We start from the raw sequence: 14173 nt of genomic DNA on the forward strand, positions 1-14173 counted from the left end.
TTTTGTTTTGTTTCATACTTTTCTAAGTATTATCTTTATCTATAGATTCTTCTTTAGGCAAAGTATCTGGCGCACTTGGAACCTCTCGTTTATAATCAGAAAATGTATCAGAAGAGAGGATAATAATAATTAACTGACCGCCGATTACTTTTGAACGGATAAGCAATGGCTGGTTGTGCTGGTTTTTAAAGACAAAATCTGGACCATACCAGCTTACAGTTGCATCTCGATTTGGCGGAACATAAGGCACCCTTCTGCTATGTGAATACCGCTCAAGAATTTTAACTCCCGCACGGTCTACTGTATTAAACAGAGTGGAGGAAACTTGGCAAATTCCGCCGCCAACACCTTCTGATAATTCTCCTCTTACAATTACAGGTGCTGGCAGGTACCCTTTTTCAACTGTCCGTTTTCCAACAGCAGCATTAAATGAAAAAGTCTCTCCCGGAAACACAACATAGTTATTGATCGCATCAGATGCTAATTTGATATTATGTGAACGTTCCTTATTCCTGCTATTAAAAAAGGTAATATATTGGCTGATTTTTTTTGAACTAATGCATGTTAATAATTCACTGTCAACCTTTGGGTAAATTGTCTTGACAGGAATATCTATAGAAGTAGTACCTTTCATATAAAACGACTGATAAAACGCTTCCTTGAATTTCTCCTTGTTAAGCTGATAGCCCATTTTTTCACTTACTAAATGTCCATGTTCATCAATGGTTGCATTTGTTGGCATTTTAAAAACAGCTGCTTCAAGTTTTTTCTCGAGTTCACTATATTTTTGGTGATCGATCATGGATTGGCCAAAAGGAGGCAGAGCATATTCTGAGCGATGAATACTGCTTATTTTTTCACCCTCAAAGGTTAATGAAATCTCTTCAGAAATAGTGTCAGGCTGTAAAGCCAGCAATAATAGCACCAAAATCATTTTCATTTATGCCCCACCTCTTTTTGTTTTCTTAAAATTAGTTAATGGAAGATAGCAATGGATCAATATTTACTTTCCATGGTGAAAGAGGAGATGTTCTCATCAATGTAAAAACTAAGTTTGTTTTAACAGCTCCACGTTCCTTAATAAACATTTTTATCTCAACAGGAATTTGAGTGACTAATGAGTAGCGAGTTTCTTTATTTGTTGTTTGTGGTAGCGACCACTGTATGGCTTCGATTTGTTCAATATTATTAAGTTTTTGTTTCCATTTTTTTTGATTACTTATCGAGATTTTTTCTGCCAATTTTTGGTCCTGGTTTTTAATCGTTACTAGAAATACATTTATTAATTGCTCTGCTTGAAGACTTGTAAAATAGTCGTCAATTTTCCCAGCAGCCTTTAAAATCATCACATGGTGAGAGAGATCGGCTTTCCCCGACCGATGAGTTGTGCTTCCAGGAAAATGAATACAGAAATGACCGGGAAATCCATTTTGAAGCGCTCCAGCACCGTGCGGCATTCCATGCATAGAGGCAGGGATTAAGCTGTCATTGGCTAGAATTAAGACTGCTTTTCTTCGCCAACTCCATCTTCCATCATAGATTTCTTTCATAATCTTCGTGTCTTTTTTGGTAATGGGCTGTACATCTGCATGCCTGCTGCCAGCCCTTCGCTGTACTTCAAAGCTCTTACCAGTTTCCACATCAATAACAGTAAAGGTTGATTTTTTCTGCAAAATATGATTGACAGCTTCCCAATTTTGAAGGGTTATTTGGAAACTTATTGGAGCTTGTCTATTTTCGATAGAAGCAGCAAATGTCTTTTCTTCTGAAAAACCAATCATAAAAAAGAATAATCCAATGCTAAAAACATAACTTTTCACAATATCATGTCATCTCCGTAACTAGTTTCTTTTTTAGTAAGCTTAGTTTGTGCTTTGTTAGAGAAAACATTACTTGAATAAAAATGGAAAATGAAAGAAGATCAACAACATGATCGTCCTAACTGAAGCTATGATGATTTCAAATTTTTTGGTTAATTGGTAAAAATAAATTGACTTACATTGTTAATTATCTTACAATATTCTTGAATTGAAAAAATTAATGAGTGATATAAAAATAACGCTTTTAATAACCATTTAGCAGTTTGGTCTGTGATGCAATTGACCATTAATTTTTTTCTTTAACAAACAGTGATCTTATAAAGTAGCGACTCTTTAAAGGATAAAGAGGCTACTTTTTTTGTGTAATGTGTTAAAATTTACGTAAAGAAATATTCACTAGGGGAAGGAAATGACAAAGGAAATAAACAAATTTACTCAAATAATTGTTCTTTATTAGAATAGGAGAATGCTTAATGCTTCAAACTTTTAATCGGCAGCTTGAAAGGTTTATGCCATTTCTTACGCCTGTAAGCGTCATTTTGGGCGTGATGTTTGCTAATCATTTTTCGTTTTTTTCATTTTTAATCCCTTGGATTTTTGCTTTTATTACTTTCTCTGGTAGTCTCAACTCGAACTTTTCTTCCCTTAAAGGTGTATTAAAAAGTCCGCTTCCATTACTAATTATTTTATTTGTTTTGCATATAGGAATGCCAGTTATTGCTTGGGGGGGAGGACATCTTATCTTTGCAAATGATCCTTTAATATTGACCGGTCTTGTACTTGCTGCTGTTATTCCTACAGGTATAACAAGCTTCATCTGGGTAACGATTTATAAAGGAAATATTGCATTGGCCCTTTCGATTATTTTGCTTGATACGATTCTTTCTCCATTCCTTGTGCCGCATACTCTTTCTTTCCTTGTTGGGCAGAAAGTAGACATTAGTACGTTATCGATTATGTACGGATTGTTATATATGGTCGTTTTACCATCATTAGTAGGAATGTTGTTGAATCATCTATTTAAAGAGAAAAGCGTTCAAGTAAGCAAAACACTAGCTCCTTTTTCTAAGTTGGGTCTTGCAATTGTTGTCATGATTAATGGAGCTGTAGTAGCACCATATTTATCAGATATAACAGTGAAGTTGGTTATTATTGCTGTCACAGTTTTTATTCTTGCTTTCTTTGGATATTTACTTACATGGATAGTAGCAAACTGGTTAAAAAGAGATCGTGAAACAAAAGTAGCGATGATCTTTACTGGCGGAATGCGTAATATCAGTGCCGGGGCTGTTATTGCCGTGCAATATTTTCCAGCTGCTGTCGCTGTTCCAGTTATTATTGGGATGCTGTTTCAGCAAGTATTGGCATCGATCTTTGGATATTTATTTAAAAGATATGAGGATCGCATTTTTCATGCAAATAAACAGTTTGTGAACAATGTTAGCGGTTTATAAAGGGGATTTATTTTAATCTGTTGCCAAAAAGGAAAGATTGTGTTAAAAATAATATAATCAATTTAGAAATTAAGTTAATAGATTTCACCACTAGGGGAGCTTTTAAAAGCTGAGAGAGGCATGGTGCCTTGACCCTTATTACCTGATCTAGATAATACTAGCGTAGGGAAGAGGTGTTTGAAAATATATTTGAAACTTCGGAAAACCCGATGTTTTTCGAATGTTTATACATAAATTTGTATGTATGTTCAAACCACTTCTTCAAATAAGAAGTGGTTTTTTTATAGCTGAGAAAAGGATGGGGAGGAAAAAAATGACAGCAGATCATATTCAGCAATTAGTTGAACAAGTTGATGCCAGAAAAGATGAGCTGATTGAATTGCTCAAAAGGCTAATCGAGTATAAAACACCGGCACCGCCTGCAAGAAACACTAAGGATGCCCAACAATTTGTTGCTGATTTTTTAAGTGATAAAGGCTTCACAATCGATATGTGGGATGTTTACCCCAATGATCCAAATGTTGTAGGTGTTCGTAAAGGGACTTCATCAGACCTGTATAACAGCTTGATCATTAATGGACATATGGACGTAGCTGAAGTCAGTGAGGATGAAGTATGGGAGGTTGACCCTTTTTATCCGGTTGTAAAAGACGGGAATATCATCGGTCGAGGTGCAGCTGATATGAAAGGCGGTTTAGCCGGTGCTTTGTTCGCCATCCAGTTAATACATGAAGCGGGGATTGAATTGCCTGGCAGTTTAATTTTCCAGTCGGTCATTGGCGAAGAGGTTGGTGAGGCAGGTACATTAGAATGTTGCAAAAAGGGGTATGCGGCTGATTTTGCTGTTGTGGTAGACACAAGTGATTTACATATTCAAGGTCAAGGTGGAGTCATTACTGGATGGATTACAGTAAAGAGCCCGCAAACCTTTCATGATGCAACAAGAAGGCAGATGATTCATGCTGGAGGAAAGCTCTTTGGTGCGAGTGCAATCGAGAAAATGACAAACATTATTCAAGGACTGCAAGAGCTTGAACGCCATTGGGCTGTGACGAAAAGCTATCCGGGTTTTATGCCTGGAACGAATACGATAAACCCTGCAGTTATTGAAGGTGGGCGGCATGCGGCTTTCATAGCTGACGAATGCAGGCTTTGGATCACGGTACACTATTATCCAAATGAGACGTATGAGCAAATCATCAACGAAATTGAAACACATATACAGCATGTGGCAAACGCTGATCCTTGGCTTAGAGTAAATCCGCCTTCATTTGAATGGGGCGGGAAGTCAATGATTGTTGATCGCGGGGAAATCTTTCCATCACTAGAGGTTGATCCTAACCATCTCGGTGTAAAGCAATTAGCATCGGCACACCAGGCTATATTAAACGATCAGGCAATTGTCGATGTTTCCCCTTCGGTAACAGATGGCGGCTGGTTAGGTGAGGCAGGAATTCCGACAGCCATTTATGGACCTGGCAATTTGCAAAATGCCCATGCCATAAATGAGAAGCTTTCTATTGACCAGCTTCTTTCTTATACAAAGGTTATTTTACGGTTTATTTATGAATGGTGTCATACTAAACGAGCTTGATTAAGCTTCAAGAGGTAAAGCTCATGAAATTTAGGAGGTTAAAGGATGAATTTTAGTCAAAGGCTTTATTACAAGGTACTGCCAATATGGAATCGTAATCATGCCCATCCGTTTGTTCAAAAAATGGGAAATGGTACGTTGGAAAAGGAAAAGTTCCGGTTTTATATGGTTCAGGATTATTTGTATTTAATTGAATATGCAAAGGTTTTTGCTTTAGGTGCTGTAAAAGCGACAGACCTTAAGATAATGGGGAAATTTGCCAAATTACTAGATGCAACGTTAAATGAAGAAATGGAGCTTCATCGGCAATATGCAAAAAAATTTGATATTTCTGTTGAGGAGCTGGAAACAGCAAAACCATCGCCAACCACACTTGCATACACACATTATATGTTACATGTGAGCCAAAATGGTACACTTGCAGAGCTTGTTGCAGCCTTGCTTCCTTGTATGTGGAGTTATTGGGAAATTGGCAAGGAGCTAAAAAAAATCGAGGGTGCAAGCGAGCACGAGTTTTATGGAGAGTGGATCAATATGTATGCATCAGATGAGTTTGGGCAGCTTGCAACATGGTGTATAGAGTTATTGGATCAGGTAGCAGAGGGAAAGCCGGAGGCAGAGCTGGAAAAATTGGAGGAGATCTTCCTCAATACAACTCGATTCGAATACATGTTTTGGGATATGGCTTATAACGAAGAGATGTGGCCAATCGATGAGTGACCCAGTACTGAAATTTCAACATGTAACCTTTCGTTATGATGAAGCAAAAACGCCCATCTTAAAAGATTTTGATATTCAGATTAATGAAGGAGAGTTCGTTAGTATTATAGGTCCAAGTGGATCGGGGAAAAGCACATTATTTAAGTTGGTTACGGGACTGGAGCATCCAACAGAAGGTGAAATTTTCTTGCGGAATAATCTGAACTCAAACCGACTTGGGAAGGTCGGGTATATGCCCCAGCAGGATTTGCTGCTGCCATGGCGGACAATTGTCGAAAATGCTGCACTTCCTTTAGAAATAAAAGGAGTTAACAAAAAAGAAGCACACAAGAGAGTATTGGTATTACTTGAGGAGTTCGGTCTGAAAGGTGTGGAAGACTGCTTCCCTAGTGACTTATCTGGCGGTATGAGGCAAAGGGTGTCTTTTCTGCGTACGATACTAAGCGGCGCAGAGGTTCTGCTTTTGGATGAACCCTTTAGTGCACTTGATGCCATCACAAGAATTTCCTTGCAGGAGTGGCTCTTATCTCAATGGGAAAAACGCAGGGAAACGATTCTTTTTATTACACATGATGTCAATGAAGCTTTGTTTCTATCTGATCGAATTTTTATTTTTAAAGATGTGCCGTCAAGCGAACTTGAGGTGATCAAGGTTCCGCTTGACCGCCCGAGAGATTTAAAGGATTTAAATAAACCTGAAGTGATCGAGCTAAAGGATTATTTAATTGACCAGCTTCGAGCGAGGGTAAAGTTATGAAGTTTTTCCAAAAGTATACTGCCGCATGTCTACTTGTTACCGGTTTTCTCATTATGTGGGAAGTCTGTGCAAGGCTTGTTGATTTGGGATTTATTTTACCAGCTCCCTCAGATATTGCTTATAAGCTATGGGAAATAAAAGCTCCCTTATTTCTCGAACATTTACCATCAACATTAGTAATTATTGTTATTGGCCTTTTTATTTCAATTGTTTTCGGTGTGGGCCTTGCTGTTTGGATGAGCGTAAGTAAAACGGCTGAGAGAACCTTTTATCCGATCATTATCTCGTCACAAACCATTCCGATCATTGCTCTTGCTCCAATCTTCGTCCTTTGGTTTGGCTATACGATTTGGAGTAAGGTTGTTGTAACTGTCCTTATAACATTTTTCCCAATAACAGTTAATACTTATGATGGGCTTCGCTCAACAAGCAAGGATTATCGAGATTTATTATTAACAATGGGCGCAAGTAAAAAGGATTTATTCTTTAAACTCCAAGTACCTGCAAGTGCGCCGCATTTTTTTTCAGGATTAAAGGTTGCCGTTACACTTAGCGTCATTGGGGCTGCAATAGGTGAATGGATCGGTGCTCAAGCAGGTTTAGGTTATTTTAGCCGGCGAATGATGACACAATTTGATGGAGCAGGTGTTTTTGCTCCGATCATTTTGTTATCAGCAGTAGGCGTTTTATTTTTTCTATTGGTTGGTTGGATTGAAAGAAGAACATTAAGATGGAGGAAAACAAAATGAAAAAGTATTTAGTTGTACTATTATGTATGATGATTGGACTGTTGACAGCATGTTCAGGTGGAGAGAATGGTACTTCAACACAAAGTGCCGAAGAAGGGGAAAAAACGAAAGAGTTAAAGGATATAAGCATTATGCTGGATTGGTATCCAAATGCCGTACACAGCTTTTTATATGTTGCCCAGGAAAAGGGATATTTTGAAGAAGAAGGCTTAAATGTCGACATTCAATTTCCAGCAAACCCGACAGATCCCATTAATTTGGCTGCTGCCGGTCAAGTGACACTCGGTATTTCCTATCAGCCAGATGTCATTATTGCGCGTGCAAATCAAGATGTGAAGATTAAATCTGTAGGGGCAATTGTCCGTTCACCTTTAAATCGCGTGGTTTTTCTTGAGGACAGCGAAATTCAATCACCTAAGGATCTAGAAGGGAAAAAAGTAGGGTATCCTGGAATACCGCTTAATGAGTCTCTTATTCAATCAATGGTGAAGGCAGATGGCGGGAATCCAGAAAACGTAGAAATGATTGATGTTGGCTTTGAGCTAGGATCATCCATCGTTAGTAAAAAGGTAGATGCCGTGATTGGGGCATATATTAATCATGAGGTACCTGTATTAAAGCATGAAGGCCATGAAACTCGTAATTTAAACCCTACAGATTACGGTATTCCAAGTTACAATGAGCTTATCGCAGTAACAAGTGATAAAACATGGGAGGAAGAACAAAAAAGCATTGAAGCTTTCTGGCGTGCCGCAACAAAAGCATATGAATTTACAGCAGAAAATCCTGAAGAAGCGCTAAACATCTTATTAACGAATCAAGATGAAGCAAACTTTCCATTAGTAGAAGAAGTAGAGACGGAAAGTTTGGACATTTTATTACCGCTTATGAAGTCAGAGGAAGGCTTTGGCAGTCAAAGCAAAGAACAATGGGAAAAAACCATTAGCTGGATGAAGGAAGCAGGCTTGATTGAAAAGGAACCGGCAGTGGATGATATTTTTGTAAATATTGCTGAGTAATAAATAAGGACGTGCATCCTGTTTGGAGCACGTCCTTTATTTATTTTATCCAAATCTTAATGGGCAGTAAAATTCAACTGTTGAAAGTTTAGATTTATATTTTCAAATCAATTTTTGCGCCCTTGCGAAGCTCTTCGACTTTTGCGGCAAGTTTTTCTTGTGTTTTTTGCTGTTCAAGTTGCAGTTTCAGCTGTTCTTTTACATCTTCGTATTTTGGTGTTTCAGTACCTTCTTCAGCCTGACTAGCCATTGAATCGTAATATTCCTTTAGCTCTTTTTCGGTTACTTCTTCAATATTTAAGTCTTTTTCGATATATTGACTGTATTTTACTTTATCAGAAATCTGTGTTTTCAGCTCATCAAGTGTGAGATTGTTTTGCTTAAGTGCTTCATTAAAAGCTTTTTCATCCTTATACTGTGCCTTTAATGTCTCCAAATCCTTATTAATAGCCTCTTCGGTTGCTTTATATCCTTTTTTATCTATTTCTTGCATGAGCAAGGTTTGGCCAACAAGGCTTTCAAGAGTATAATCTTTCAGTTGTTTAGCAATGTCCTCTGAAGTGGGATCTTGTCCCATTGACTGAAACTGAGTTTGCGAAATACTTAGTGCATCATTATACTCAGCTCCCTTGATCTCCTGACCATTGACAATTGCTACAACAGTATCTTCTTTTACTTTCTGGGCATCAAGTTTTTTTTGCATTTCTTCTGCATCAGCAGCAGCTTGCTTTTCGTCAGCTTTCTCTTCGTCAGCTTTCGCTTTCTCCTCAGTTGACTCATTAGCGTTAGCAGAGTCCTTTTTGTCTTCATCATTATTGCAGGCAGCTAGTGAAAATGCGAGCAGCCCAATGAATAATGTAAGTAGTAATTTTTTCATGTATTGTTCTCCTTTCGCTATTAGGAAGAAATATTCCTATAAGGCGTGCATAGTTGGAATTGTATAACAGTTATGAGAAAAATGAAAGGGGATAGAAGAAAGATAGCATAAAATAACTATTCAATCATCTATCCCGTATCCCTGTTTTTTTAGTCTCATATTATTTTGGATAAGCCATCCGCCATAATCCGATATCGTTAAAACCGAGCCTTTTATAGATCCGTCCAGCATTTGGATTATTATAAAATAAGCACAGAGTTTTTCCTTCGGCTAACAACTCTTTACAAAGTTCTTGCATCACAACCGATGCAAGGCCTTTCTGACGCTCGGCAGGATGTGAGCAAACACCAACTATCATGGCGGAATACTGATTTTCAGCTGTTGTAGAGGCAATGGAAATCACTTCTCTCTTGGCATTTTCAATAAAAAAGGTACGACCTGATTTTGTCTCAATTGTTCGCTTAAAGCTTTGTTTTGTAGAGGAATTGAAATCAAATTCGCTGATTTGTTCCTTTAGGACGCAGATTCTTTCAACATCCTCCAATGATGCCTTTTTTACAATAGAGTCATGGGGTTGATCTTGTAGTGCTTCGTTGTCTTTTAGCTCGGCAAAGTAGGTTAGCTTTGCTCGTTTTAATGGAGTGAGTGTTTGCATATTTTTGACGATTTCATTTTTTCCAGATACCATCACCAGCTCGGGATCTGACGATATGAGGTTTGCCATCTTAGTTAAATCAATTTTCGTTTTCGTATAAGGAATATAAGTATGTTGATAACGAAGCAAGATACCCTCGATTTCCCCATTATTATTGTACTGAGCAAAAATGTCCTGAAAATCAGCATCATAACCGAAATTTTCAATATCGCCGATAATAAAAAGATTAAAAGCTTTTTCTTCTATTAAAAATTCCATAACCTGATCATGATCAGCTGATGTACATTTTTTAAGCATGCCCATACATCCTCTCTCCGTCTCTGTATTTAGTGGTAATTATACAATCGTTTTCAAAAAGTTTAAACATTTTTTGGTAATGTTATTTATTATTTTATCCGTATTAATTAAATAAAAATTTAGAAAAGTCGGTAATCATAATGATTGAAAATAAGGGATGAGGAGCGTTTAAACCGTTTGAGAAGCCTTTAAGAAGAACTAACTGTTGATGGCAACGTTTACACTCACTATTTGACAGATATACTCACAACATTTCCTTAAGACCTTGATTATGAAGTTCATCATGTTACTATTAAATCGTTAATGAAAAATGCGAACAAAAATATGAACGTATTGGAGAGATGAGATGTTAAACGATAAAACCATAGCCTTTATAGGTGCAGGTTCGATGGCAGAAGCAATGATTTCCGGAATGGTTAAATCAGGGAAAGTTCGATCGGAACAAATCATTGCAACCAATCGGTCCAATGAAGAACGATTAGCTGACTTGCAAACTAAATATGGAATAAAAGCAAAAAAACGCAAAAATTTACAGTTTGACCAAATAGATGTAATCATTTTGGCAATGAAGCCGAAAGATGTCGATAAGGCATTAACCGACATTAAAAGTCATATCAAGCCAAATCAGCTCATACTATCTGTTTTAGCAGGTATTACAACTTCATACCTTGAACAAAACCTTCATAAAGGCCAGCAAGTAGTTCGAGTCATGCCGAATACGTCAAGTATGATCGGAGAATCAGCTACAGCCATTTCCCCAGGTCATGAAACAGCCGATAATAATATTAAGTTAACAGAAAGCTTGCTTAAATGTATTGGAGAGGTATTTAAGATTGATGAAAAAAGTATGGATATTTTTACAGGTATAGCAGGAAGCGGGCCGGCTTATTTCTATTATTTAATGGAGCATATGGAACAGCAAGGGGTTCTTGCTGGTTTAGATCTTGCAACAACAAGACAGATTATTGCACAAACGATAGTAGGCGCAGCAAAAATGGTTCAGGAACAAGATCTAACGCCTGCTGTTTTAAGGGAGAATGTTACATCTCCTAATGGCACAACAGCTGCCGGGCTAGCAGCGCTTGATAAAAATGGCGGAGGTCATGCGATAGCACTGGCTATTGAGCATGCTGCGAAACGCTCTAAGCAAATCAGTGAGCAAATTCAAGAGAGCCTATTAGCAGGTTCTTTAAAATAGGTATATTTGTTTCCTAAATAAAAAAACAAAGCGCAAATAGAGAGAAAACATATTCAGGAGTGATAGAATGCCGACCCAACAACATAAGAAAAAACGGGTTGTAATAAAAGTAGGAAGCAGTTCGTTAACAAGTCGACATGGAGAAATAAGTCGACGAAAACTTGAGAAATTAGCTGATGAAATTGCTTTATTAAAGGATGATGGCCACGAAATTGTATTTGTATCTTCTGGTGCAGTGGCTGCGGGCTACAGAAAGCTGGGCTGTATTGAACGGCCAACCTCATTACCAGAAAAACAAGCTGCAGCATCCATTGGTCAAGGATTATTAATCGAAGCTTATTCGGAAATCTTTTTATCACACGGCTATGTGGCATCACAAATTTTGATTACGCGCAGTGACTTTTCAGATGAATATCGATATCACAATGTTCGAAACACATTAAATGTATTATTGGAACGCGGAATCATTCCGATTGTAAATGAAAATGACACGGTTACAGTTGATCGCTTAAAGTTTGGGGATAATGATACATTATCTGCTAAAGTAGCAGGACTTGTTGAGGCAGATCAATTGATTATCTTATCTGATATCGATGGACTATATGATTCCGATCCGCGCAAAAATGAAAAGGCAAAATTGCTTGAAAAAGTATATGAGATCACACCTGAAATTGAGGAAGGTGCCGGAGATTCTGGCAGCAATGTTGGAACCGGCGGAATGAAATCGAAAATTGATGCTGTGAAAATTGCGATGGCTTCAGGGATTTCAACCTTTCTAGGTAAAGCTAGCATTCAGAATATTTTAGGTGACGCCGTTAAAGGAGTGGCAAGAGGGACTTACTTTGAAGTAACAAATGAATCAATTAATTTAAATCAAAAAAGACAATGGATTGCCTTCCACTCGGGACCAGAAGGAGAAATTGTGATCAATCAAAATGTAAGAACCTCAATTGCAGATCATAAGCACAGTATTTTTTCCTCAGATATTACCAAAGTCAAAGGACAGTTTGAAAAAGGTGCTGTTATTCGCATACTAGATCACGAGGGTGAAAGAATTGGTTTGGGTGTTGTTAATTATTCAAATGAAGATTTAGAAAGATTGAATAAAATTTCAGGTAAAGAGGTTGAGAGACTAGAGGTTGTCCATTTTGATGATCTTGTTTGTGAGCTTGAATTATCTTTGCCTGTCGGAGTATAAAGGGAGGAATTGGATGTCTGTTACAAAAGTTGTCAAAACAAATGTTGAAGCACAAGCAATTGCAGCAAAGAAAGCAGCGAAAAAGTTAGCCTTATTAACAACAGAAGAAAAAAATGAAGCATTACACATTTTAGCTGATGAGTTGGTAAAGAATGCAGATGTAATATTGACTGCAAATGAACAGGATTTAAAAGCAGGCCAAGAAAAAAGCTATGAGGCAGCGTTTATGGACCGATTGGCCCTTTCTACGGAACGGATTGAAGACTTTGCCGAAGGGCTCCGTCAAGTTGCTGGGTTAGAAGATCCAACCGGAAATATTCAATCAAGCTGGACTCTTGATAATGGGTTGCTTGTTGAAAAGATCACCGTACCTCTAGGTGTGATCGGGATGATCTATGAAGCTCGCCCGAACGTAACCGTTGATGCGACAGGTCTTGCGCTTAAATCGGGCAATGCCATTGTGCTAAAAGGTGGTTCATCTGCTTTATCATCAAATAAAGCAATCGTGCAAGTTATGCACGAGGCCTTGAAGAAAACAAAAATTCCGATGGAAGCTGTTCAATTCATTGCAAGCACAGATCGTGAAGCGACACAGCAGCTGTTTACCATGAAGGAGCATATTGATGTGCTCATTCCAAGAGGCGGTGGTTCATTAATAAATGCTGTAGTCAATAATGCCACTGTACCAGTGCTTGAAACAGGTGTTGGCAACTGCCATTTATATATAGATTGTGAAGCGGATCTTGATAAAGCTTTAAACATTTTAATCAATGCCAAAACAGACCGTCCAGCTGTCTGTAATGCACTGGAAACTGTGATTATCCATAAGGAATGGCTAAAGAAAAATCATAAAGTGTTACATGCGACCTTCACAAAATATGGGATTACTGTCCATGGGGACGAGGCAGCACTATCCTTTCTACCAGATGCAATCTTAGCAAATGAAGACGATTGGGCAAATGAATATTTAAGTTTAGATATAGCTGTAAAGGTTGTAGAGAATGTAGAGGAAGCGATTGACCATATTGAAACATATGGTACAAAGCATTCTGAGGCTATTGTTACTGAAAACGGTAAAACAGCTAAACGGTTTATGAGTTTAGTAGACGCATCAGCACTTTATCATAATGCCTCAACACGTTTCACAGATGGCGGAGCACTTGGCTTTGGAGCTGAAATCGGGATCTCAACACAAAAGCTCCATGCCAGAGGACCAATGGGATTGCCGGCATTAACCACTGTAAAATTTATGATGTCAGGTAATGGGCAAACACGTTAAAGCATGATTAACTAATAAAGATGATCGACGTAATGTTGTCGATCATCTTTTTTTGACCTTTAACAGAATGAGAGGCTTTGTATTATTTTTCTAAAAATTTTCACAATAAAAATGGTTGACTCTTTTTTTGATAATGTAATAATCTTTAACATATTAATGTTAGAAAACCTAACAATGCTAAAGGTGATTACAATGAAAAAAATCGAAGCGATTATCAGGCCGCAGAAAATAACTGACACAATAAAAGAATTAAAAACGATCGGGATTACCGGCTTTACTGTTTCTCAAGTTGTAGGAAGGGGGAAGCAGAGGGATACCAAGGGGGTATATCGTGGTAAAAATTATCATGTCACTCTCCATCCTAAAATCAAGCTTGAAATTGTACTTTCAGATCACATGGTTGACCGGACGATTAATACGATTATAGCGACTGCACAAACTGGTGAAGATGGTGACGGAAAAATATATGTTTATCCAATTCTGGAAGCATATAACATTCGGACAGGTGAACCGGATATCACGATAGATGATCTTTCAGCTAAGGGGGGCGAGTAGA

General features: G+C 37.9%; 14 protein-coding genes and 1 riboswitch. Of the genes, 10 read left to right on the forward strand and 4 right to left on the reverse strand.

Translation table 11 applies throughout. The features are described from left to right. Positions 1-22 precede the first annotated feature (22 nt). Together Q1B07_RS11360 and Q1B07_RS11365 are read right to left on the reverse strand one after the other, a co-directional pair. A complete protein-coding gene (locus Q1B07_RS11360) occupies positions 23-940 on the reverse strand; it encodes a VanW family protein (protein WP_299089391.1) in 918 nt (305 codons plus the stop codon). A 31-nt stretch (positions 941-971) separates the two neighbouring features. Next, the gene (locus tag Q1B07_RS11365) at positions 972-1820 is read right to left on the reverse strand and encodes a hypothetical protein (RefSeq protein ID WP_299089389.1); all 849 of its coding nucleotides are present in this window, start codon (positions 1818-1820) and stop codon (positions 972-974) included. 473 nt (positions 1821-2293) lie between these two features. Here Q1B07_RS11365 and Q1B07_RS11370 point away from each other — a divergent pair, with 473 nt between their 5' ends. The 6 genes from Q1B07_RS11370 (at position 2294) to Q1B07_RS11395 (ending at position 8113) form a co-directional block, all read left to right on the forward strand. After that, positions 2294-3274, forward strand: coding sequence for a bile acid:sodium symporter family protein (locus Q1B07_RS11370; RefSeq protein ID WP_299089387.1), 981 nt, complete (start codon positions 2294-2296; stop codon positions 3272-3274). 82 nt (positions 3275-3356) lie between these two features. Further along, positions 3357-3460: riboswitch (TPP riboswitch) on the forward strand. A gap of 127 nt (positions 3461-3587) precedes the next feature. Further along, on the forward strand, positions 3588-4868 hold the full coding sequence (locus tag Q1B07_RS11375) for an acetylornithine deacetylase (protein ID WP_299089385.1): 1281 nt from the start codon (positions 3588-3590) through the stop codon (positions 4866-4868). A 45-nt stretch (positions 4869-4913) separates the two neighbouring features. Continuing rightward, positions 4914-5588, forward strand: a complete 675-nt coding sequence (gene tenA, locus Q1B07_RS11380; protein ID WP_299089384.1) for a thiaminase II — start codon at positions 4914-4916, stop codon at positions 5586-5588. After that, positions 5581-6345 carry an ABC transporter ATP-binding protein gene (locus tag Q1B07_RS11385; RefSeq protein WP_299089383.1) on the forward strand — a complete coding sequence of 255 codons (765 nt, stop codon included), beginning with the start codon at positions 5581-5583 and terminating at the stop codon, positions 6343-6345. The genes tenA and Q1B07_RS11385 overlap by 8 nt, the downstream gene beginning before the upstream one ends. Beyond that, complete coding sequence (locus tag Q1B07_RS11390; protein ID WP_299089381.1) at positions 6342-7094, forward strand: ABC transporter permease; 753 nt, start codon at positions 6342-6344, stop codon at positions 7092-7094. The genes Q1B07_RS11385 and Q1B07_RS11390 overlap by 4 nt, the downstream gene beginning before the upstream one ends. Next, positions 7091-8113 carry an ABC transporter substrate-binding protein gene (locus tag Q1B07_RS11395; protein WP_299089380.1) on the forward strand — a complete coding sequence of 341 codons (1023 nt, stop codon included), beginning with the start codon at positions 7091-7093 and terminating at the stop codon, positions 8111-8113. Before Q1B07_RS11390 ends, Q1B07_RS11395 begins: the two co-directional genes overlap by 4 nt. A 94-nt stretch (positions 8114-8207) precedes the next feature. On the opposite strand, the gene Q1B07_RS11400 is transcribed toward Q1B07_RS11395, so the two are convergent. Both Q1B07_RS11400 and Q1B07_RS11405 read right to left on the reverse strand, forming a co-directional pair. Continuing rightward, entirely contained in the window at positions 8208-8990 is a 783-nt protein-coding gene (locus Q1B07_RS11400) for a SurA N-terminal domain-containing protein (RefSeq protein WP_299089379.1), read from the reverse strand. Positions 8991-9150: 160 nt separating this feature from the next. Beyond that, a complete protein-coding gene (locus tag Q1B07_RS11405; RefSeq protein WP_299089378.1) occupies positions 9151-9942 on the reverse strand; it encodes a GNAT family N-acetyltransferase in 792 nt (263 codons plus the stop codon). Positions 9943-10288: 346 nt separating this feature from the next. On the opposite strand from Q1B07_RS11405, the gene proC reads away from it, so the two are divergent. The 4 genes from proC to Q1B07_RS11425 all read left to right on the forward strand — a co-directional run bounded on the left by proC (position 10289) and on the right by Q1B07_RS11425 (position 14172). Next, positions 10289-11140, forward strand: coding sequence for a pyrroline-5-carboxylate reductase (proC, locus tag Q1B07_RS11410; protein ID WP_299089376.1), 852 nt, complete (start codon positions 10289-10291; stop codon positions 11138-11140). Positions 11141-11207: 67 nt separating this feature from the next. After that, positions 11208-12338, forward strand: coding sequence for a glutamate 5-kinase (proB, locus tag Q1B07_RS11415; RefSeq protein ID WP_299089373.1), 1131 nt, complete (start codon positions 11208-11210; stop codon positions 12336-12338). Between the two features lie 13 nt (positions 12339-12351). Then, a complete protein-coding gene (locus tag Q1B07_RS11420; RefSeq protein WP_299089371.1) occupies positions 12352-13617 on the forward strand; it encodes a glutamate-5-semialdehyde dehydrogenase in 1266 nt (421 codons plus the stop codon). A gap of 192 nt (positions 13618-13809) precedes the next feature. Continuing rightward, complete coding sequence (locus Q1B07_RS11425; protein WP_299089370.1) at positions 13810-14172, forward strand: P-II family nitrogen regulator; 363 nt, start codon at positions 13810-13812, stop codon at positions 14170-14172. Position 14173 lies beyond the last annotated feature (1 nt).

Source organism: uncultured Metabacillus sp. (assembly GCF_947503125.1).
Classification (GTDB): Bacteria; Bacillota; Bacilli; order Bacillales; family Bacillaceae; genus Metabacillus.